This window comes from Novosphingobium humi (genome assembly GCF_028607105.1).
In the GTDB taxonomy this organism is placed as follows: Bacteria; Pseudomonadota; Alphaproteobacteria; order Sphingomonadales; family Sphingomonadaceae; genus Novosphingobium; species Novosphingobium humi.
Genome location: NZ_CP117418.1, coordinates 258,872 through 280,615, shown reverse-complemented (window position 1 = coordinate 280,615; position 21,744 = coordinate 258,872). Strand labels below are relative to the sequence as shown.

Here is a 21,744-nt window from a genome sequence, read left to right as displayed (position 1 = left end):
CCCGCAAAATGGGATGAAGGGATGAAGGCAATGGATGGCGGGGCGCCGCCGGGGCGCCCCGATGTTCAGAAGCGGCGCTTGACCGTCACCGCCCAAGTGCGCGGCTCGGCAGGCGTGCCCTGGATCGAATTGGTCGATCCGCGATTGTCGAAAATATCGGTGTAATAGAGCTTGTCGGTCAGGTTGCGCCCTTCGACGGCCAGCTCCCATTCCTTGCCCGCGGTCTGATAGGCAATACGGGCGTTGACCAGCGTATAGCCCGGCACCTGGCCGAAAATGTCCTTGCCCCCGGTGGCGGCGTCGACATTGTTGGCGTTGCGGTTGAAGCTGTCGATATGGTTGACATCAACGCGCGGCGTGATGGTGCCCATGCTGCCAAGGCTCCAGTCATATTGCACGGCAAAGCTCCATTGCCATGGCGAGATATACTGGCCCTTGTCCTCTGTGCCGATGCCGGAGGTGACCGCGGCGGCGCTGACCGAATCATATTTGAAGTCGAGATAGGCAAGCGATGCCTCGACCGTCAGGCCCGGCACGGGTTGCAGCCGCATTTCGGCCTCAAGCCCCTTGATCGTGGCATTGCCCGCATTGAGCGGCAACGAACAGGGCGCGGCCGGAACGCCGGGCAGCGGGCAACTGGCGACCGTCACCAAAATATCGGTGTATTTGTTGATGAAGCCGGAAAAATTCATCCGCAGGCGGCGGTCGAACAGGTCGGTTTTCAGGCCCACTTCATAGGCGTTGAGCTTTTCCGGGCTGTGCGGCAAAGCCTGCGCCGGAAAGAAGGGGCGAGGATTGATGCCGCCGCCGCGAAAGCCGGTGGAGAACTGGGCATAGCCCATCACATCATCGTTGAAGCGATATTGCAGCGCCGCGCGATAGTCGAACCGGCCGCCGTTGAAACCCCCGACCAGCCCGTTGAGCGCCGCCAGCGAAGGCGGCACAGCACCGCCCGTCGATGATCCCGGCACACCAAAACGGCCATAATAGAAGGTCTTGGACTGATCCGTATAACGGATGCCGCCGATCACGGTCAGGTTCCTGATCGGGCTGATATCGGCATTGGCAAAGACCGCCTTGGTGGTGGCGGGGATCGAATCGTCCTCGATGAAGTTGAGCGTGGTCAGCTCGATCCGCGCCTGATACCGGCTGCGCTTGTAGAAATAGAAGCCGCCCACCGTCAGATTGGCAAGATCGCCGAATTTGGCCGACAGGCGCAATTCCTCGCTGAATTGCTTGTTGTAGATGTTGTTGGCCTGAAGCGAGGGGTTGAGCGGCGAACCATCGCCCGTGGAATAGGTGCCGTCAAACTGGCGATAGGCAGTGATCGAGGTCAGCTTCAGATTGGGCGTCAGCGTGGCGCTGAGCGTGCCCGAAATGCCCCATGTGTTGAGCGCGGCCTTGAGCGGGGCCTGCCAGGGCGCCGAACCGTCGCGCGGGGTGGTGTCGGTGTAATTCTCGTAATTGATATAGGGGCTGCGGCTGAACGTATCCTGCGCATAGGCGCCAAAGGGCGAATAGCTGATGAAGGGCGATCCGGTGGCATTGCCATAGACATTGCCGTTGAGCACATAGGCAGCCGCAGGCGGGCTCGCGATGCCGGTCAGGGTCGAGCCCGGATTGGCATTGCGGCCCACATAGAGCAGGGTCGATGGCGTAGGCTCGCTGTTGTCGCGGGTGATGTCCACGGCAATGTCGGCGGTCAGGAAACTGGTCGGCGTCCAGCGAAAGGCCGCGCGGCCCGCGACATAATCCTTGCCCCCTTCGGTGCCCAGTTTGCAGCTCGATCCGGTGACGGAGCTGGGCACCGTGCTGCCCGGATGGGTGCAGGCATAGTCATAGCGGGTGACATAGCCGTCCTTGTGGACCCCCACCCCGGTCAGGCGCATATAGAGCTTGTCGGGCGCGATGGTGAAATTGGAACCGCCCCGAATTTCCACGCGATTATAGGCGCCATAGGTGGCCGACAGATAGGCGTCCGGGTTGGCATCGGGCTTTTTGGAATAGAGCTTGATCGCCCCGCCGATCGAATTCTGCCCTGCCAGCGTGCCTTGCGGCCCGCGCAGGATTTCCACCCGGTCGAGATCAACCAGATTGAGCAGCGACCCGTGCATCGTGGGCAGATAGACATCGTCGATATAGAGGCCGACGCCCGGCTCCAGCGCGAAATTGGTGTCGCGCTGGCCCACGCCGCGAATGTAGGCAACGACCGAGGGGCCGAAACTGGCCGCCGCAGGGCGCAGCGTCACGTTGGGCGCGCTGGACCCGATGTCGGCGATATTGGTGGCGCCGCGCTGCTCCAGCATGGCCGAGTTGACGGCGGTGATGGCGATCGGCACATCCTGCAGCTTCTGACTGCGGAATTGCGCGGTAACGACGATTTCAGGCGCATTGTTCTTGGCGGCCTGCTCCTCGGCATGGGCCTCGCCGCCAAACAGCGCCATGGCCAGAGCAGCCGACGAAGCGTAAACGAGCACCTTCCCCTTGCGGTAGTTCATTGCCCTCTCCCATTTTTCCCGGCTTTTTTGCGCCGGGTTACGGGGAGTGACGATAATGTTGAGCAATCAACTTTCAAGCATCTTCCATCTTGCAGAACCACTATTCCGTATTTTGGAATTCTTGGTCCGCCCCGCCCTGCCCCATCGATGCGGCCGCGCTCAGGCTTTGCCCCGCCTCGCGCACGGCCAGCACCAGATCATCCTCGGCATGGAGCAGATAGCGTTTGGACGGCATGGTCACGCCGATACAGCCCAGCACCAGCCCTTCGGCGCCGAACACCGGGGCGGCAATGCCCGCGATCTCGATATCGGGGTCGTAAAAGCGCGAAACGCCCTCTTCGCGCACCTCGCGCAGGCCTTTTTCGAGCTCGCTGCGCGGATCGCGCGGCCGCCCGGTCAAGGGACCAAAGCGCGTTTCGCGGATAATCGCCTCCATCTCTCCGCCGGAAAGGAAAGCCAGAATCGCCCGCCCCAGCGAGCCCCAGGGCAGGAGAATCTCGCCGCCCCTTTCCACCGCAAAGCGCAGCGGATGCGGCGTCATGACCACATCGGCAATGGTCGCGCGGCGGTCGGTAGGGTTATAGGTGCACAGCACCGCTGTCTCGTGCCAGCGCTCCACCAGCCCTTCGAGCAAAGGCCGGGCGGAGCGGATGACATCGAAACGCGCCACCAGTTGCGAGGCCATCGCATAGAATTCACGGCCCGGCCGATAGGTCTGATGCGCCCCGCGTTCGACCAAACCCGCCCTCACCATCACCTGAAGCAGGCGGTGGACTGTGCTGGCGGGCAGCCGCGCGCGCGCGGCCAGATCGCCCAGGCTGAAGCGGTCCGGCCCATGGGCCACCAGTTTGAGCAGATATGCCAGCCTGTCTGCACCGCCGGATGGAACCTCGCGCATCATGCCTCCGAGAATTATGTTGATCTATCAACTTAAGCGGTCAAAGATGGTTCGACAAGAATACGATGGGAGAGCAGATCGCCATGCAGCCACATGCCATCATGGAGAACTATTTAGCCGCCTTCAACCGGGGCGATGAGGCCGCCTATGGCCGATTCTACGCGCCCGATGTCGAGTTGCGCAATGGAACCGGCATCATCCTGCGCGGCGCGGAGGCCATTGTGGCCTATTATCGCAAGGCGCGGGAGGACTTCCATCGGATGATGACGCTGCGCGCCGCTCTGGCCGGGGATGGCGCCATAGCCGCCGCGCTGGCCTCTGTGTTCACGGCAAGGCGCGACGGGGTCGAACTCTCCGGCCGGACAATGCAGGCGGGCGATACCTATGCCATTGAAAGCATGGCTCTCTATCAAATGCAGGATGGCCTGTTCCGCAGGATCGAGGCCGTCACCCTGTCGCGCCGCCATCGCGCGGTGGGAGAACCGGCATGAGCGCGCCTGCAGCCCCGCGCCGCCGGGTTCTGCTCTCGCTGCTGCTGCTCACCTGCACCCTCAATTTCGCCGACCGGGCGGTGTTTTCCGCCTTGGCCCAGACCATCAAGGCCGATCTTCTGCTCACCGATCTGCAATTGGGCCTGTTGCAGGGGCTGGTCTTTGCCGCGCTCTATGCGCTGGCCGGATTGCCGATCGGCCTGCTGGCCGAGCGGTTCTCGCGCAAGCGGATCATTGCCTCCTGCACCGTCATCTGGTCGCTGGCCACGGCGGCCACCGGCATGGCGGGCAGCTTTACCGCGCTGGCCGCCAGTCGCCTTGGCGTGGGCATGGGCGAGGCAGGCTTTGTGCCCCCCACCGCCTCGCTGGTGGCCGATATCGCCCCGCGTGAAAAGCGCGCCTCCACCTTTGCGCTGGTGATGCTGGGCACGCCCATCGGCACGCTGCTCGGGGCAATGCTGGCCGGGCATATTGCCTTGCTCTGGCATTGGCGCACGGCCTTTCTGCTCTTTGCGCTGCCCGGCTTTGTGGTGGCGGGCCTGCTTCTGCTGCTGGCGCCCGAGCCGGAACGGGGGCGCTATGACGCCGGAGCCAAAGGCGGCAAGGCGCCCCCGGTCGGCGAATTTCTGCGCGAGGTGGCGGGCAATCCCACCCTGCTCTGCGTGATCGCGGGGGGCAGTCTGGCGGGTTTTGGCATGACCTCGATCTCGCAATTTCTGGCAGTGTTTCTGGCGCGCACCCACCATCTGGGCGTGCGCGAGGCGGCGGCCAATTTCGGCCTGATTTCGGGCCTTGCCATCACCTTCGGCCTGATCGTGGGCAGTTTCGGCACCGATTGGCTGGCACGGCGCGATGCGCGCTGGCCCGCATGGGGCGCGGCCTTCGGGCTGACGCTGGCGCCGCCGATCTATTGGCTGGCCTTTCATGCCGCCTCGCTGGGCGCGGCCTTTGCGCTGCTCTTGGTGGCAGGCGCGTTCCTGTTGCTGTTCTACGGGCCGACCACGGGCATGATCCAGAACCTCCTGCCCACCCGGATGCGCGCCAGCGGGGTGGCGCTCTATACGCTGCTCTACACGCTGATCGGTTCGGGTCTGGGGCCGGTCTTTGTCGGCTTTGTTTCCGACCGGGCGGCGCGGGCCGCTTATGCCGGGCAATATGGCGTGGATTGCCCGGCAGGCATGCCCGCCCATGGCGCTGGCGAGGCCGTGGCCGCCGCCTGTCGGCAGGCGTCGGCGCAGGGGCTGCAAAGCGCGCTGTCGCTGGCGGTGCTGGTGTTCTTTGCGGCGGCGCTGTGTTTTCTGGCCGCCGCGCCGGGGTTGCGCCGGATCGCTCAGACCAGGGCGTAATAGCGAAAGAGCGTGCGGTCCGGGTCCGACCGACGCTCTCCTCCGCCCACGATCACCGTGCGGTTGAGCCAGTCATGCGGCCCGACCGGCACCCGGAAATAGGGCGTCAGCTTGAAATAGGAAGGCTGGTCCTCGCCCGGGCGCGGGCGGACCAGATAGCCCAGATTCTGGATATAGATCATCGTGCCGTCATCGGCGCGCAGCAGATAATGGGCGCGCAGTTCGATCGTGCCGTCCTCGCGCGCGGTGGCATAATCGGCGCCCGAATGGGGCACCACGCTGCCCGTCAGGCGCGGCCCGGTGATTGTGCCGCCGATGGCAGGCGTATAACCCTGATGCCCGCCGCCGGGCAAAGGGCCGAACAAAGTCCGATCCGCTCCGAACAGCACCTCGATGTCGAACACATGCTCAAGGCGGCAATCGGCAAGGGTGGCCAAGGGGGTGGGCTGCAATGTCATGGATGCTCCGATGCGGGAATGAAGGGCAGGATCAGCCGCGAGGCCATGGCCCCGCCGCCATAAAAGACATGATGGCCCGCGTTGCGCGTATCCAGATGCTGGGGGAAAGGCAGCATGACGCCCGGTTCGGGCCGATAGATGTCGCGCCCCGCAATCACCAGTCGCAGGCTCTCGCCCGCATCAAAACGCACAGAAAAGGGCCACAGTTCGATCTCGACCGGAACGATTTCGCCCGGCTTCAGCCTTTCCTCGCAGCGGTGGCTATGCACCGGGCGTTCTGGCTTGGAAAGCGCCTCGTCCAGTTCGCGATGGCTGGCCCTTTGCCAGCCCAGCGCGATGGGGCCGTTTTCATAAAAGGCGTAGAAGGTGAAGCCCACCTCTTGGCCCCTCGCATCCAGCTTTTGCAGCGCAATGAACAGGTCGGCATCGTCGCTGCCCTGCGCCTCCACCCAGAGGCGCAGGGCGGCTTGGCCGGTGATTTCGGTGGGCTGGTCAAAACGGATCGTGAAATGGGCCTCGCCGTGGGCGGCGTCCTGCCGCAGGATCGATGGCGGGGGCACGGCATCGCACAAGGCGCCCCGCGCCGGATCGAGAAAGAGTTCACGATAGGCCGTGCGCGCGGGCGGCCATTCCCGCTCGGCCCGCTCATGCTGGACCCCATGTTGCTCGCGTATCTCGATCCGCACCGGGGGCCATGCGGCCACAGCGGTAGGGCGATCAAACAGGAAATGCTCGAAAAAGGCGGTCTGCCGGGCGCGGCTTTCGGGGCAATAGTAATGCGCCCACTTCTTATGACCATGGATGTCCAGCCACTTTTGCGGGCTGCGCATTTGGCGCCATGCCTCGATCGTGCCGCGCAGATGCAGCCCCTGATCCGACCAACTGGCCACGACATAGGCTGGCTGGGTGATGGCGGCCAGATCATAGGATTTGGACAGCCAGTAATCGTCGATCAGCGGATGGGCACGGACATTTTCCAGCGTATCCTCGGTCCGCCCCAGCGAGAAGCGGATATTGTCCGAAGCGCGCGGCAAAAATCCGGTTTCGGGAATGCCGCCATGATAGGCAAATTCGCGATACCAGTCGGAAAAACCTTCCCACGGGTTGATTGCGGCGAGCGCTGGCGGATGCAATGGGGCCACCAGATACTGGATCGCGGCCAGATAGGACACGCCCGTCATCCCCACCCGCCCGTTGCACCATGGCAAACCGGCCAGCCACTCGATCACATCGGCGCAGTCCAACGCCTCCTGCGCGCCATTGTGATGGAAATCGCCGCCCGACAGCCATGCCCCGCGCGGATCGACCACCGCCACGCCAACGCCATGCGTGGCCCAGAACAGGGGATCAGGCGCCTCGAATGCGGTGAGGTCCGAAAGCCAATCCGGGTCCACCCCGGATCGCGGCCAGAACACGCGATTGGTCAGCGCATGTTTACCATAAGGCCCCCATGCCAGCAGGATCGGCACACCCTGCTGCGCGCCTTCGGGCCGATAGATGTCGGCAAAGATCTCCACCCCGTCGCGCAGGCGGATGCGATGGTTGCGCTCAATGGTCAGCCCGCGCTCGTTCCATCGGGCAAAAGCGGTGGGCGGCAAGGGCGGTTTGTGCGTCGCGCTGTATGGATCAACGCCGGGGCGCATCCGCACCGGATAGGACGGCGCCAAACCCCCGCCCGCCATCTCACATCACCACGAAATAATGGATGCGGTTGGCATTGGGCACTTTTTCCGCAACGCCGACAAACACATGCTGGCTGAGCCATTCGTGCGGCCCGGCGGGGGCATCGAAACGCGGGGTCACGCGCATATAGTAATCGTCAAAGCCGACGGGCTCGTTGCGGCGCATCTTTTCGGCGATTTCCGGGCTGCGCGCCCAGCGAAAGCCCCGGTTTTCCAGATAGATGATCGCGCCATCCTCGGCTTCCAGCAAATAGCGCGCATCAAAGTCGATCACCCCGTTGGGGCGCGAGAGCGGATAGTCGCCGCCCGACATGGGCACCACTCGCCCCTGCAGACGAGGCCCCTCGATCACGCCCTGCGCCGCGAAAATCGCCGCGCGCGTATCGCCCCGCGCCCCAGGAGTGATCCAATAGGGCCGCGACAGGTCGATCGAGATGGTGAAGGCATGTTCCAGCCGGGGCAAAAATGGATGGTTTTGGGTCATAAGCCAGTCATGATCGCCATGTGTTGATTAGTCAACATGATTCCATTTGCAATTGCCCGCCCGCTTTGGCAGCGATGAAAAGATGACTTTGCCACGGACCTGGGATCTGTTTGGCGGCTCGCATTTGCCGCATCGCCTGCTGCTGCTTGCCCGCATGATGGATCGCGCCACGATGCAGCAATTGCAGGAGCATTTCGGGCTCACTCTGGCCGAATGGCGGGTTCTGGCCTTCATCTGTTCGGTGGGCCCGGCCAGCGCGGCTGACATCGGCGGCGCCTTTGAGGCGGATCGCGCGGAAGTCAGCCGGGCGGTCAAACGGCTGATCGATGCCGGAATGATCGAGCGCAAAAACAACGAACAAAACCGCAAGCGCCAGATCATTTCCGCCCTGCCCGCCGGACAGGCCGTCTTTGATCGCGCCCGAAAAATGCGCAGCGATTACTTTGAATTCATCCTGCAGGACATTGATCAACCGGCGCGCGATCTTCTCAATGACGCCTTGCGCAAGATCGCGATGCGTGTCCGCGATCCCAAGTCATGAGCACCACCACCTGATTTGCGCCAACTTTCGACCAGCCCGGTCGCACCGGCGCGATGAGTCGCTGTCCAGCCAGCTGACACGACCCTTCAGACCAAGCGCCTTCCCATGCCGGAAAATGTTGAGCCGTTTGGTTACCGCCTATTCGGGTCCGGCGCCCGTTGACGGCCATTATGAAAAGCTCTGGCGCCGATCGCCCGCCCAAGGTTTTACGCCCATCCGCCGCCCGTTTACGCCGCGCAAGGACATGGCAGGGACCCGGGCAATATATCCTTTCGTCAACGCTCCAAAGTCGTGAACCACCTTAGGTCAAACTTTACCAAATTTCACGCTTTCGCAGAATATAGGTTTGTCGATTGTCTGGGTGCGAACCGGATGGGGATTGTCTGCAGCGCGCTGCAGACGGGCATAGATGTTTAATTGGGGACAGTGGGCGACATTTCCATACAGTGATTGAGGCTGTCGGGAGAACCTGACCGCGCGTTTACGTGCGGGTCATGGCTTGCCTGAAAAGCCTGCGGATCTGGCTGCAAGGTTTCCTTGGGGCGTGCCGGCATGCGTCGGCGCGACTGGCTTGTCGTGTCCCGTTCGTTTCGTTTTTCTCGTGAACAGGTGGACAGTAATGAAACAGCGTCGTGGATGGTTGCTCTCAAGCTCGATTCTGGCTCTTGGTGCCATGGCTTCGCTTCCGGCCACGGCCTTGGCCCAGAGCGCCCCGGTCAATGTCACCAATGGCAGCGGCGGCACGGGCTTTGTCGTTTCGGGCGACACCTCGCTTCAGGCGGCCAACCCCACTAAAGTAGTCGGTTCGAACGTTTCGGTGGGCTCGAACAGCAGCCAGACGGTCTTCACCAACTATGCCACTGCGGGCGGCAACGGTTCGGGCGGCGGCGCGGGCCTTGGCGGCGTGTTCTTCGTGGACAATGGCGCCACGCTCACGCTCAACAACGTAAGCTTTGCCAATAACACCGTGACGGGCGGTCAGGGTGGCGGTATCGCCACATCGTCGGTTGCCCCCATCGCCTTCACCGTCACGGGCGTCACGGCCGATGCCAGCGCGGCCCAGATCTATCGCCCCTCGCTTTCCAATGGCTCGACCAACCTGATCAGCTACAACAACGGCCAGTATTACCTGACCGGCGTGGTTGCCACCGGCGACAACCAGTTGATCACCCAGGGCGCGGGCGTGGCCGTTGCCGGACAGAACAACGGCGTCAGCGTGGCCGGGACCGTCGGCTCGACGATTTCCAGCATCACCAATGTGGGCGTTGATGCGAACGGCAATTCGCTCAACCTCATCAGCTTTGCCGATGCCATCGCGCTGCCCACCTCGGATCTGGTCACCGGTACGGTAACTCTGGCCAGCACCACGGTGACCTTGGGCAGCCCGGTCAATGTCTCGATGCTCCAGCGGGGCCAGACCGTTTTCCTGTCGGACGGCACCACCGCCACCGTCGCCTCGATCACCTATGACTCGACCGATCCCAGCAGCCCGGTCATCACTGCCTTCACGCTGGACCACGCCGTTGCCAATGTCACCGTCACCGCCGTCTCCGTGACCGAAGTGAACGTGGCACGCTTTGCCACCACCACCACCAGCACCCTGTCCAACACAATCACGCCGATCGCGGGCATGACCGGTTTCAAGGTGGGGATGGTCATCACCGGCAACGGCGTTCCGGCCAATACGGTCGTGACCGCGGTTGATGCCAATACCGGCGTTATCACCCTTTCCAATCAGGTCGATCTGAGTCAGGTCTATTCCTTCAAGGGAACCTTCAGCCCGCTGATCTCGAACACGGGCGGCGCGGCCGTGGTTCAGGTCAATTCGCTCACCGGCCTTGCCGTGGGTGAAGCGGTTACGGGCACCGGCATCCCCAACGGGACGGTGATCACCGCGATCAACACCACCACCAACCAGATCACGCTGAGCAATGTCATCGCCTCGAACGGCGTATCGGCGATCAATGCCAGCAAGGAAATCATGACCTTCAACCCGGTGCTGGCGATCAACCAGACCGGCGGCAGCACCGGCACCGTGACGGTGGGCACCACCACCGGCCTCGTGGTCGGCCATCTGCTGGTGGGCAGCAATGTGCCCGCCAATGCCGTGATCACCGGGATCAACACCGCCAACAACACTGTTTCCTACCGCATCGACGCTGCGGCGGGCAATCTCAACACCGGCGGCTCGATGAACAATCTGGCCTATATCGGCACCGTGGGCGGCAATGGCAGCGGCGGCGCGGACGGCAGCGCCTTTTCCGCGATCTTTGTCGATGGCGAAGGTTCGCCGGGCAATAACGGGCACAATGCCGCAAACGGCACCAATGCGCCCGGCGGCACCGGCGGCGTGGGCGGCAGCGGCAGCGCGGGCGTCCCCTTCAACGCCCAGCAGACGCTGGCGGTGGTCAATGATGGCTTCACGCTTGGTTTTGACATTGCCGAAGCGGCGGCGGCTCTGGCCCAGTTCACCCCCAATTTCGCCGAATCGGCGATCAAGGTGGCCCGCGCGGCGGTTGACGGCGTGACGCTGGCCAATGACATTCTCGCGCTGGTCACATGGAACATCGCGCTGGCCAACGGCACGGTGGCGCATGGCGGCGCGGGCGGCCAGGGCGGCAATGGCGGCACCGGTTCGACCTTCTACGGCGGCGGCGCGGGCGGTCAGGGCGGCTCAGGCGGCGCGGGCGCGCTCTCCCAGACCGATGGTGGCGCGGGCGGTGCGGGCGGCGCGGGCGGCGCGGGCGGCTTTGGCGCGGGCGGCGGCTCGGGCGGCCTTGGCGGCGCGGGCGGCTCGGGCGGCCAGAGCATCGCCGGCGCGGACGGCACGGGCGGCGCGGCCGGTTTCGGCGGCGGCGTGGGCTCCACGGGCACATCGGGCGGCGGCGGCGGCTCGGGCTTTGGCGGCGCGATCTTTGTGCGCAGCGGCGGCACGCTGGTGCTGCAAGGCAACGGCATCTTCCAGAACAACGCGGCCATCGCCGGGTCGAGCAACAATGGCGGCGCGGCAGGGCAAGCAGCGGGCGCCGACATGTTCATGATGACCGGCAGCAATGTGACCATTCAGCCGGGCACGGGCAACACGATCACCTTCTACGATTCCATCGCGGACGACAGCGCCTCGAGCATCGGCACCGCCTCGATCGCGGCGGGCAGCGGCGCGTCGCTCAAGATCGTGGGCGGCGGCACGGTGCAGTTCCTTGGCACCAACACCTATTCGGGCACGACCGAGATTTCGGGCGCCACGCTGGAGGCGCAGGACGGCACCGGCATCCATGCCATGAGCCACATCCTGTTTGACGGTTCGGGCACGATAGGCGCGGGTCTGTCGACCAGCTCGGCCGGTGTGCTGCTCTCGGGCGGCACCTTCAGCCGCGCGGTGGGCAGCCAGCCCAACAACGTTTCTTGGGCAGGCAGCGGCGGCTTTGCGGCCACTTCGGGCGGGTTGACCGTCAATCTGGGCTCGATCAACGGCGGCGTCGGCCCCGCGCTCACCTGGAATTCGGGCGGCTTTGTCACTGCGGGCAGCACGCTGGTGTTCGGCTCGGATGCGGCGGATGCCACCGGTTCGGTCAATTTCCTCAATGCGATCAACCTGAGCGGTCTGGACGGCAAGATCGCGGTGCTCCACAACAGCGGCGCGGCCACCAACGGCTCCACCAGCTTTGACGCGGTGATGCAGGGGGCGATCTCGGGCGGCACGCTGACGGTGAATGACGCCTATAACGGCTACACCGGCTCGCTGCTGCTTTCCAGCCAGAACAGTCTGGACGGCATCACCGTCAATGGCGGCCAGGTTTCGACCACCAACGGCACGACCAGCGGGCGGTTGATGAACGCTGTTTCGGGCGGTTCGGTACAGGTCAACGCAGGCAGCCTGGTGCTGGGCGGCGCCGAAGCGCTGACCACGGTCAATGTGGCGGCGAGCGCCATGCTGGTGGCTGCGGGCGCCACCACGGCCACGGCCATCACCAACGCGGGCGCCACCACCTTCGGCAACACGCTGTCGGCCAACTCGATCACCAATGCGGGCATGCTGTCGTTGCTGGGTTCGACCACGGTATCGGGCAATGTGACCAACCAGTCGACCGGCTCGCTGTGGCAACTGGCCAATGTTTCGGCGGCAAGCGCCGCCAACAATGCGGGTGGCATCTGGGATCTTTCGGGCGATCTGACCACCTCTGGCGCGGTGACCAATGACGGTCTGCTCAATGTCGTTGGCACGCTGTCGGGCGACATGCTGAGCGAGACGGCCGCCACGCGCACCATCAACACCGCCGGTTTCGGCGGCGCCTCGACCGGCAATGTCAATCTGGGCGGCCTATACAATGCGGCCAACACGCTGGTCATCAACCAGTCGGGAACTTCGACCTACAGCGGCATTTTTTCAGGGACCGGCGGGCTGACCAAGACCGGCGCAGGCCTGCTCAATCTGGCGGGGGCAAATACCTTCACCGGCCCGCTGGCCATCAACGGCGGCACGATCGACACCACCGCAGGCGGCACCTTTGCCGACACGCTGGACGTGACGGTGGGCGCGGCGGGCACCTATTTGGTCGGCACGAATGACACGATCCATTCGCTGAGCAACAGCGGCAACACCACGGTGAATGCGGGGCTCAACCTTGCCACGCTGACCAACGATGCCACGGGCAATGCCACGGTCAACGGCTCGCTGGCCAGCACGGGCGATGTGTCGAACGCGGGCACGCTGGGTTTTGCATCGGGCTCGACCGGCTCGGTCGGCGGCGCGCTGAACAACACGGGCACGCTGACCTCGGCCGGGCAACTGACCGTTTCGGGCCTGTTCACCAATGCGCTGGGCGCAAACGCCACGCTGGGTTCCGCGGGCTGGACACTGCTTGACAGCCTCAGCAACAGCGGCACGCTGACCGCCTCCTCTCCCCTGACCGTGACCAATGCCGTGACCAACGACGGCCTGCTGAACCTCAGCGCCGGGTCACAGGGCCAGTTCGGCAGCCTGACCAACACAGGTACGGTCAATGCCGATGACTCGCTCAACGTGTCGGGCGCTTATACCCAGAACGCGGGCACGCTGACCGTTGCCGGCGGAAAGACGCTCACCACGGGCAGCTTCTCGGGCGCGGGCGGCACCGTCACGCTCAACGGCACGGGCAATGTCTTCACCATCAACCAGTCGGCCGACGGCACCTATGCGGGCGTGGTGACCGGCACCGGCGGCGTTTACAAGCAGGGCGCGGCCACGCTGACTCTGGCGGGCGCTGCGAACAGCTTTACGCCGGGCCAGCTCATTGTCCATGAGGGCGGCATGACCGTCCAGAACGCGGGCATTCTGGGCGGCGCTCTGCCGGTGCGCACCGATGCGGCGGGGACGCTCACTCTGCTGGGCGACCAGTCGATCATGGGCCTGCTCAACAATGGCACGACCAACCTTGTCGCTGATCTGACCACCAGCAGCACGATTGAAAACAACGGCCTGTTTAATGTGATCGGCTCGGTTTCGGGCGATCCGGCGGTGGAAGCGGCGGCCACGCGCACGATCAACACGGCAGGATTTGGCGGCGCCTCGACCGGCAATGTCAATCTGGGCGGCCTTCAGGGCGTGGCCAACACGCTGGTCATCAACCAGTCGGGCAACTCGCTCTATTCGGGCATCTTCTCGGGCGCCGGCGCGCTTACCAAGACCGGCTCTGGCGTGCTCAACCTGGCCGGGGCCAGCACCTTTGCGGGGCCGCTCACGGTCAATGCGGGCTGGATCGACACGTCGGCGGGCGGCACCTTTACCGACACGCTTGATGCCACGGTCGCGGCCAATGCGGGCCTCTATCTGGGCGCGAATGACACCATCCATTCGGTCACCAACAGCGGCACCACCTATGTCGATGCCGCGATCAATCTGACCACGCTGAACACGACCGCGACCGGCTATACGCAGGTTTACGGCACGCTCAACGCATCGGGCGATGTCAGCAATGCGGGCACGACGCGCTTCAGCACCGGCTCGTTTGAAAACCTTCAGGGCAACCTCGTCAACACCGGCGACCTGCGTTCGCGCGGCACGCTGACGGTAGCGGGCCTGTTCACCAATGACACCACCGGCACCGCCACGCTGGGGTCGGGCATCTATGCCAACAACGGCACCAGCCAGTTCGGCGCGATGCTCAACAATGGGCTGATCGACGCCTACACGCCGCTGACCGTGACCGGCAATGCCACCAACAGCGCCACCGGCACGCTTAACCTGCATCTCGGCTCGGCGCCCACATTCGGCAGCCTGAACAATTCGGGCGCGATCAACGCTTCCGACAACCTGTCCGTTTCGGGCGCCTATGTGCAGGATGCCGGAACGCTCTCGCTGGCCGATCATCTGGTGATGAACACCGGCAGCTTTTCGGGCGCGGGCGGTTCGGTGTTGCTGGGCGACAGCACGGGCTGGGCCATCAACCAGACCACCGACGGCACCTATTATGGGGTGATCGGCTCGCTCAGCGGCAATGCATCGAGTGCCAGCATTTTCAAGTATGGCACGGCAGCCCTGACGCTGAACGGCGGCGCGGGCAGCGTGATGGCCTCGCTGCTTGAAGTGGCCGATGGCACGCTCAATGTGGCCAGCGCCAATGCGCTGAGCAGCAACATGACGCTTTACGTCAACCCCCAGCAGCAGGGCGCGGCCCCCGTGCTCAATCTGCTGACCGATCAGTCGATCACTTCGCTCTTTACCAATGTGGGCGGCGTGACGAACCTGTCGGCGGATCTGACCACCAGTTCCTATACGCAGGTCGATGGTCGCCTCAATGTGCTGGCAGACGGCAATGGCGCAGCCACGCGCACGATCAACACCCCCTATCTGCTGGGCGCGACCAGCGGCGAGATCAATCTGGATGCCAATGCCACGCTCAACGTCAACCAGGCGGGCAATTCGCTCTATCAGGGCATTTTCACCGGCGGCGGGGCGCTGACCAAGACCGGCAACGGCACGCTGCTGCTCAGCGGGGCCAGCACCTTCACCGGGCCGCTGACCATCAATGGCGGCACCATCGACACCACGCCGGGCGGCACGTTTGCCGATACGCTGGACGTGACCGTGGGCGCGGCGGGCACATTGATCGCCGGTACGGCCGACACGATCCGTTCGATCAACAACAGCGGCACCACGACCGTCAATGCGGCGCTTTCGCTGGCATCGATGACCAACAATGCGGGCGGCACGGTCGGCATCAACAGCGCGCTGAGCGCAAGCGGCGATGTGTCGAATGGCGGCACCCTGACCTTTGCGCAGGGCAGCACCGGGACGATCGGCGGCGCGCTCACCAACAGCGGCATGCTGACCTCGCAGGGCGTGCTTCAGGTGGCCGGGCTCTTCACCAATGCGGCCGCGGCAACGGCCACGCTGGGCACGACGGGGGGCAGCAGCTTTGGCAGCCTTGCCAATGCGGGCACGCTCAATGTCAACTCTGTCCTGTTGGTTTCCGGGGCGGCCACCAACAGCGCGGGCGGCACGGTCAACCTTGATGCCGGAACGCTCTCGGAACTGGGCAGCCTGAACAATGCGGGCACTTTCACCGCCTCGTCTTCGCTGCTGGTTGACCACAATGTCGCCAACAGCGGCACGCTGACGCTGAATGCGGGCAACACCTATCAGTTCGACAGCCTGACCAACAGCGGCGCGGTTGCCGCCAACGCCGACCTCTATGTGGCCAATGCCTATACCCAGAACGCGGGCAGCCTGATCACCAGCAACAATGCCATGCTGACCACCGGCACGCTCTCGGGCGCGGGCGGCACGATCACGCTGAACGGCACCAGCACCTTCAACATCAACCAGACCGCCAACGGCACCTATTCGGGCGTTATCAACGGAACGGGCACGGTGGAGAAGTATGGTACGGGTGTTCTCACGCTCAACGGCGGGGTTGACAGCTTTGCCCCCAGCGCGCTCTCGATCCACTTTGGCGGCGTGACGGTGGCCACGGCTGATCTGCTCGACCATGCGCTCAATGTGCAGATCGACACGCCCGGTACGCTGACCCTGCAGGCCAACCAGACGATCCACAACCTGACCGGCAGCGGCGTGCTGAACATCGGCACCAACCTGCTCAATCTGGCCAATGGCGGTTCGTTCAGCGGCACGGTGCAGGGCACGGGCAATGTGGCGGTGTCGAACGGCACGTTCAACCTGAGCGGCCAGAGCAGTTCGACCTCTGGCACGTTCAGCACCGGCACCGGCACCACGCTCAACGTCACCCAGACCGGCAGCATTGTGGCCCCGAGCGTGACGCTGGCCAATTCGACGGTGAACCTGTCGGGTGCGATCGCGGCCAACGCCGTCAATGTCGCGGGCTCGCTGCTGCATTTGGGCAATGGCATCGATCTGGGCCAGAACGGGGCGACCTCGGGTCTGGTGACTTCCGCCGACACCTATGTCATCAACAGCGGCTCGGTTACCGGCAATGGCTCGATCACCGGCAACACCTTTGTCGGCGGCGCCACTGCGGGCACGATCGCGCCGGGCAACTCGCCGGGCGTGCTCACCTTCGGCAATCTGAACTTTGGCAACAATTCCAGCGCCATCATGCAGATTGACGGCAATGCCGGGGCCGGCGCAACCGGCGGGTATGACCAGATCATCGTCACCGGCGCACTGTCGCTGTCGGGTTCGTCGGTGCTCAATCTCACCAAGTCGCTGCCCGCGAACAATTATGTCATCCCGCTGGGCTCGGGCATCCAGATCTTCAAGGTCGCGCCGGGCAAGACCTCGGGCTTCTTCGGCTCGGTCGTCACCTCCAACTACAGCCAGCCTGTGGCGCTCAACCTCTCGAACGGCACGGTCTATGGTCTGGGCAGCTATACCCCGGCCAGCTTCACGGCCGCGGTGGCCACGAGCGACAACCAGAAGGCGATCCTGGGCACGATGCTGGTCAATTCGGCCGGCGGCACGCCGCAATATTACGGCGGCAATCTGCTGGGCGCGCTGACCTCGGCTCTGGCCGCAGGCGGGGCAAGCACCGCCGGTGTTTTCCAGCGCTGGTCGCCGCAGGGCTATGGCGCGATCCTCGACCAGATGCAGCTTGCCTCGCTCGATGGTCTTGCCGAGGTCGGCGGTTATCAGAAGCTGAACCCCGGCCATATCCGCGCCACCGGCTCGATCGAGCGCAGCGGCATGGATGGCATCAAGGTTGCGGGCGACAGCTGGAACAAGCATCGCGGCATGGCCTATAACATCGGCTTCTCGGGCGATCTCAAGTTTGCCCAGCTCAATGTGACCTACAGCCACACCAACGGCACCTATTCGAACGACTATATGACGGGTTCGATGCCGGGGGATCAGTTTGCGGCAGGCTTCTCGGCTCCGTTGACCCGCGATCAGGCGCTGCGCCTGTTCGGTCGCTTTGCCTATGGCACCTATTCGGCCCATGGCAAGCGCGTCACGCTGACCGGCGCGGCCGACTATACGGCCAATGGCGCCAGCACCACAACCTTTGGCGGCGGGCTTGAATATCTCAAGGCCTATGGTCCGCTCACGCTCGACCTGAGCGCGGAGTATATGGGCATGACGCAAAAGACCAAGGCGTTTACGGAAAGCGGCCTCACGGTCAGCCCGCTCGACCTGTTCGCCGTCGGTGCGATGAGCCGTAACCAGCAACTGGGCCGTCTGCGCGCCAGGTTCGACTATGGCTTCTCCAAGGTTGTGGGCGGCTATGTCGATCTGGCCTACACTCATGCCTTCGGCAATGGCCAGACGATGATCGGTGCAACGCAGGTGGCCGACCCCATCTCGTTCTCGATCAAGGACAGCGGTCTGGCCGCCGACCGGGTTCAGGCCAGCGCGGGCCTGCGCTTCACGATCGCCCCCGGCGTGCAGATCAACGCCGATGGCGGTCTGGGCAACAACGGCCTGTTCCGCTTTGGCGGCGGGGCGCGCATCGCCTTCTGATCGCGGGCCTGATCCATTTCGAAACGGGCAAGGGGTCGGCTTTCGAGCCGGCCCCTTTTTCGTCGACCGTCTGGACATGGATCAACGCGCGTGACGGAGGAGCATCTCTGCGTGTTCCGATTCGTCCGCTTTCCAACGTCGCGCGTGATCGGAGGCGTCGTCCGGACCTGCGCGGCCGAACCCGGCAAAATCGCGCTATGCCACTCTTGACTGTTCGATCAGCACACGCGGCGCCCCCAGTTGGGCCACTTCCATCCGGCTGTCGAGCGCGAAGGTGAAATGCTCAACGGCCCGCAACAACATGTCCTGCGTTTTGTCGACAAGCGAGGGCCCGGTCTCGCTGCAGATCCAGTCCGCCTCGGTCACCACGGTGGATTGCACGATGTGGCGCGCGGCCATCGACTGCAACACCGGGCGCAGCGAATAATCCAGCGCCAGCGCATGTGCAAGGCTGCCTGCTGTGGCCACCGGCAGCACCGCCTTGCCCGCCAGACCGAATTGCGGGAGAATGTCGAGCGCCAGTTTGACCACCCCGGCAAAAGACGCCTTGTAGATCGGCGTGGCCACCACCACGCCATGGGCTTCCTCCACCAATCGCAACAGCCTTTCAACCCCGGCGTCGGCAAGGTCAAACCTTGCCAGCGCCGCGCAATCGACATCGGCCAGCCGAACCAGATCGGCGTCAATATCCGATCCAGCCATCTGCGCGGCGATCCAAGCCACCAACAGGCTGGTTTTTGAGGCCCCTCCTCCTCCAGCGAGTATCACGACCTTCTTGCCCATTCTCAATCCTGTGTGATTTCAGGGGGAAGTATGTCCGCGCCCTTCGCCGCCTCGAGAGACTGCAAAAAGCGCGGAACAGGTTCACATTTTCCAGCCGAAGGTGACGCCCATCCAGCGCGGACGGGCAAAGGTGGCCTGCGCCGAACCCAGAGAAAGGCTGTTATCCAGATCATAGACCCGGAAACGCTTGTTGGTGACATTGTTGACAAAGGCCGTGATCGACCAGTGGCCCAAGGTATAGCCGATGCGGGCATTGCCCATCACATGCGACTTTTCCAGATCGATAGGCGCGTTGAAGGTCGAGAAATAGAAATCGCCGTCATAGCGCCAATCCGTGCTCAGGTTCACGTCGCCCTTGCCCAGCGCAAAAGAATAGCTGGCATTCCATCCCGCGCTCCAGGTGGGCGCCTGCGGCATGACGCGATCCGTCACCCGGCCCGATGGCAGAGCGACATTGTTGATCTTGGTGTCAAGATAGGTGGCAAAGGCGCCCAGCCGCATGCCAGAAATCGGGCGAACCGCCACCTCCATTTCCGCGCCCGTGATCTGCGCCGGGAGATTGGTGATGACCGCTGTCAGACCCTGAATGATAAAGGCCTGATAGTTGCTGTATTTATAATGAAAAACCGAGGCATTGACATCCAGCTTGCGGTTCAGTGCCGATATCTTGAAACCGCCCTCGTAATTGGTCAAAACTTCCTGCCGATAGGGGATCGTGTTGTTCAGATAATTCCCGTTTGCATCCTGAATAAGGAAATTGGGAATATCGAAACCGCCGCTTTTTGTGCCCCGGTTGATGCCTGCATAAAACAGCATGTCCTTCATCGGGCGGTATTCCAGCCCGACCTTGCCCGACCAATTGCGGTAATATTGCACGGCCAGCGGATTGTTGGCCGGATTGAAACGGTCATCCACGCCGTTGAGCGTGACTACCCCGGTGGTATAGCCGTAATCGCCCACCACAGAGTGGAAATAGTCGTCCTTCTTGCGGTCCCAACTGTAACGTCCGCCCAGGGTCAGGGTCAGCTTGTCGGTGACCTTGTAGTCAAACTGGCCAAAGGGTGCAAAGCTGAGCGTTTTCTGTGGTCCGCCTGCCTGCATGCGGCCGACGAGAAAGCCCGGAATCTGACCGTCGATCGTCGCGCGCGCATCGGCGTCAATCACCAGACCATAAATACCCGCCACCCAGTTCAGGCGATCAGTCTTGCCCGACAGGCGGAATTCCTGCGAGGCCTGCCACTGGGTCTGATCCTGATAATAGTCAAAGACGCTTTGCGGCGTCATGTCGGTGTCTTCGCCGTAATGTTTGGTGACGTGCTGATAGTCGGTGATCGACACGAACTGGATGTTGTCACCCAGCGGCTGCTCGTAACGCGCCGTGACGCTCCAGAACGTGCGGCGGAAACGCGGCACATTGTTGAAAGACTGCACAAAGGGCGAAGGATTGGTGTTGATATAGCCCAGATTGTCCGGCTGCCCCGGATTGGGCACGCCAAGGCCATCGGCATTGGGCTGCGCGGCCAGCCAGGTGTAGGGCGCGCTGGTCTCGCTGCGGTTCTGGAGATATTGCACCTTGACGCGCAGCAGGCCGCTGGCCCCGACATCGCCTTCGATCTGGGCGCGCGCGCCGAAGAAATGGCGGCTGCCCACATTGGGGCCGGAAAGGTTCTGGATATAGCCGCCGTAATCGTCGCTTGTCACGGCCAGGCGGGCGCGGACACGATCGGAGAGCGGGCCGCTGATGAAGGCATCAACCCCCACTTCGCCATAATCGCCAAGGGTGAGCGAGGCGGCGGCCTCCAGCTTTTTGGTCGGCTTGGCGGTGATATATTGCACAAGGCCGCCCGTGGCGTTGCGGCCAAACAGCGTGCCTTGCGGGCCGCGCAGCACCTCGATGCGTTCAAGGTCGAAATTCTGGCCGCTGATGGCCGAGAGCGCCGCGCCGTACACTTCGTCATTGTAAAAGGCGATCGGGGCTTCCTGACTGTCGGCAAAGTCATTTTGCGACACGCCGCGGATGTTGAAGATCACCGAACTGGGGCTGAACTGCTGCACCTGAAAACTGGGCAGGCGGGTGACAAGCCCGGTGGCGTCCTGATGGCCCACCGCCTTCATGTCATCGGCGCCCAGCGCGGCAATGGAGAGCGGCACGTCACGCAGGCTTTGCTGGCGCTTCTGCGCGGTCACCACGATTTCTCCGGCCATGGGCGCTGCGCCCGTATCGGTCGCGGGGGCCGCGGCGGCATTGTCGGCCGCCTGCGCGGATGTGGCAAACAGGATGGCCATGGCGGAACCGAGGATAAGATCCCGTTTGAGGCTTTGGCGGTGGTTAGTCATGGTCTCCCTTTCATCAACACAGAACCCGCCGCATCGCATGCAGCGGAGTTTCACCTGCGAGTCTGTCCCCCCGTTTGTCCGAGAGCAACGATTTGCGCCTAATATTGACCATTGTTTCGTCAATGCAACCAAAAAAATTTACCGCCGCACTTTCGCTCTATCCCTTGCCGGTCGAGCCACAATTTTCCGACATAAATTGCCATATATATCTGTCTAAATTGTATTTTTTCCGATTTTATAGAGTTGCGTACCAGCAACAGTATGCGCCTATTGACGTATTTGATTGCATTATGGCAACCTTATAACACCA

Annotated in this window: 11 protein-coding genes; 4 read left to right on the top strand and 7 right to left on the bottom strand. The window is 63.3% G+C overall.

The genetic code is table 11. The features are described 5' to 3' along the window. Nucleotides 1-65: 65 nt before the first annotated feature. Both PQ457_RS17310 and PQ457_RS17305 read right to left on the bottom strand, forming a co-directional pair. Nucleotides 66-2,498, bottom strand: a complete 2,433-nt coding sequence (locus PQ457_RS17310) for a TonB-dependent receptor (RefSeq protein WP_273620096.1) — start codon at nucleotides 2,496-2,498, stop codon at nucleotides 66-68. Between the two features lie 100 nt (nucleotides 2,499-2,598). Then, a complete protein-coding gene (locus PQ457_RS17305; RefSeq protein ID WP_273620095.1) occupies nucleotides 2,599-3,399 on the bottom strand; it encodes an IclR family transcriptional regulator in 801 nt (266 codons plus the stop codon). Nucleotides 3,400-3,497: 98 nt separating this feature from the next. Between PQ457_RS17305 and PQ457_RS17300 the strand changes: the two genes are divergently transcribed. Further along, a complete protein-coding gene (locus PQ457_RS17300; protein WP_273620094.1) occupies nucleotides 3,498-3,887 on the top strand; it encodes a nuclear transport factor 2 family protein in 390 nt (129 codons plus the stop codon). Further along, nucleotides 3,884-5,233 carry a spinster family MFS transporter gene (locus PQ457_RS17295; RefSeq protein ID WP_273620093.1) on the top strand — a complete coding sequence of 450 codons (1,350 nt, stop codon included), beginning with the start codon at nucleotides 3,884-3,886 and terminating at the stop codon, nucleotides 5,231-5,233. The genes PQ457_RS17300 and PQ457_RS17295 overlap by 4 nt, the downstream gene beginning before the upstream one ends. On the opposite strand, the gene PQ457_RS17290 is transcribed toward PQ457_RS17295, so the two are convergent. Genes PQ457_RS17290 through PQ457_RS17280 form a run of 3 tightly spaced genes read right to left on the bottom strand, consistent with a single transcriptional unit; the run spans nucleotide 5,218 to nucleotide 7,857 of the window. Continuing rightward, on the bottom strand, nucleotides 5,218-5,691 hold the full coding sequence (locus tag PQ457_RS17290; protein WP_273620092.1) for a DUF3237 domain-containing protein: 474 nt from the start codon (nucleotides 5,689-5,691) through the stop codon (nucleotides 5,218-5,220). The two genes, PQ457_RS17295 and PQ457_RS17290, sit on opposite strands and share 16 nt — an antisense overlap. Continuing rightward, complete coding sequence (locus tag PQ457_RS17285) at nucleotides 5,688-7,373, bottom strand: CocE/NonD family hydrolase (protein ID WP_273620091.1); 1,686 nt, start codon at nucleotides 7,371-7,373, stop codon at nucleotides 5,688-5,690. The genes PQ457_RS17290 and PQ457_RS17285 overlap by 4 nt, the downstream gene beginning before the upstream one ends. A gap of 1 nt (nucleotide 7,374) precedes the next feature. Continuing rightward, nucleotides 7,375-7,857, bottom strand: a complete 483-nt coding sequence (locus tag PQ457_RS17280) for a DUF3237 family protein (RefSeq protein WP_273620090.1) — start codon at nucleotides 7,855-7,857, stop codon at nucleotides 7,375-7,377. Between the two features lie 82 nt (nucleotides 7,858-7,939). Here PQ457_RS17280 and PQ457_RS17275 point away from each other — a divergent pair, with 82 nt between their 5' ends. Further along, a complete protein-coding gene (locus PQ457_RS17275) occupies nucleotides 7,940-8,398 on the top strand; it encodes a MarR family winged helix-turn-helix transcriptional regulator (RefSeq protein WP_273620089.1) in 459 nt (152 codons plus the stop codon). A gap of 619 nt (nucleotides 8,399-9,017) precedes the next feature. Then, the gene (locus PQ457_RS17270) at nucleotides 9,018-18,314 is read left to right on the top strand and encodes an autotransporter-associated beta strand repeat-containing protein (protein ID WP_273620088.1); all 9,297 of its coding nucleotides are present in this window, start codon (nucleotides 9,018-9,020) and stop codon (nucleotides 18,312-18,314) included. 195 nt (nucleotides 18,315-18,509) lie between these two features. Here the strand turns inward: PQ457_RS17270 and PQ457_RS17265 are convergent, their stop codons facing one another. Both PQ457_RS17265 and PQ457_RS17260 read right to left on the bottom strand, forming a co-directional pair. Then, nucleotides 18,510-19,097 carry an NAD(P)H-dependent oxidoreductase gene (locus PQ457_RS17265; RefSeq protein WP_273620087.1) on the bottom strand — a complete coding sequence of 196 codons (588 nt, stop codon included), beginning with the start codon at nucleotides 19,095-19,097 and terminating at the stop codon, nucleotides 18,510-18,512. Nucleotides 19,098-19,178: 81 nt separating this feature from the next. After that, entirely contained in the window at nucleotides 19,179-21,434 is a 2,256-nt protein-coding gene (locus tag PQ457_RS17260) for a TonB-dependent receptor (protein ID WP_273620086.1), read from the bottom strand. Nucleotides 21,435-21,744: the final 310 nt, after the last annotated feature.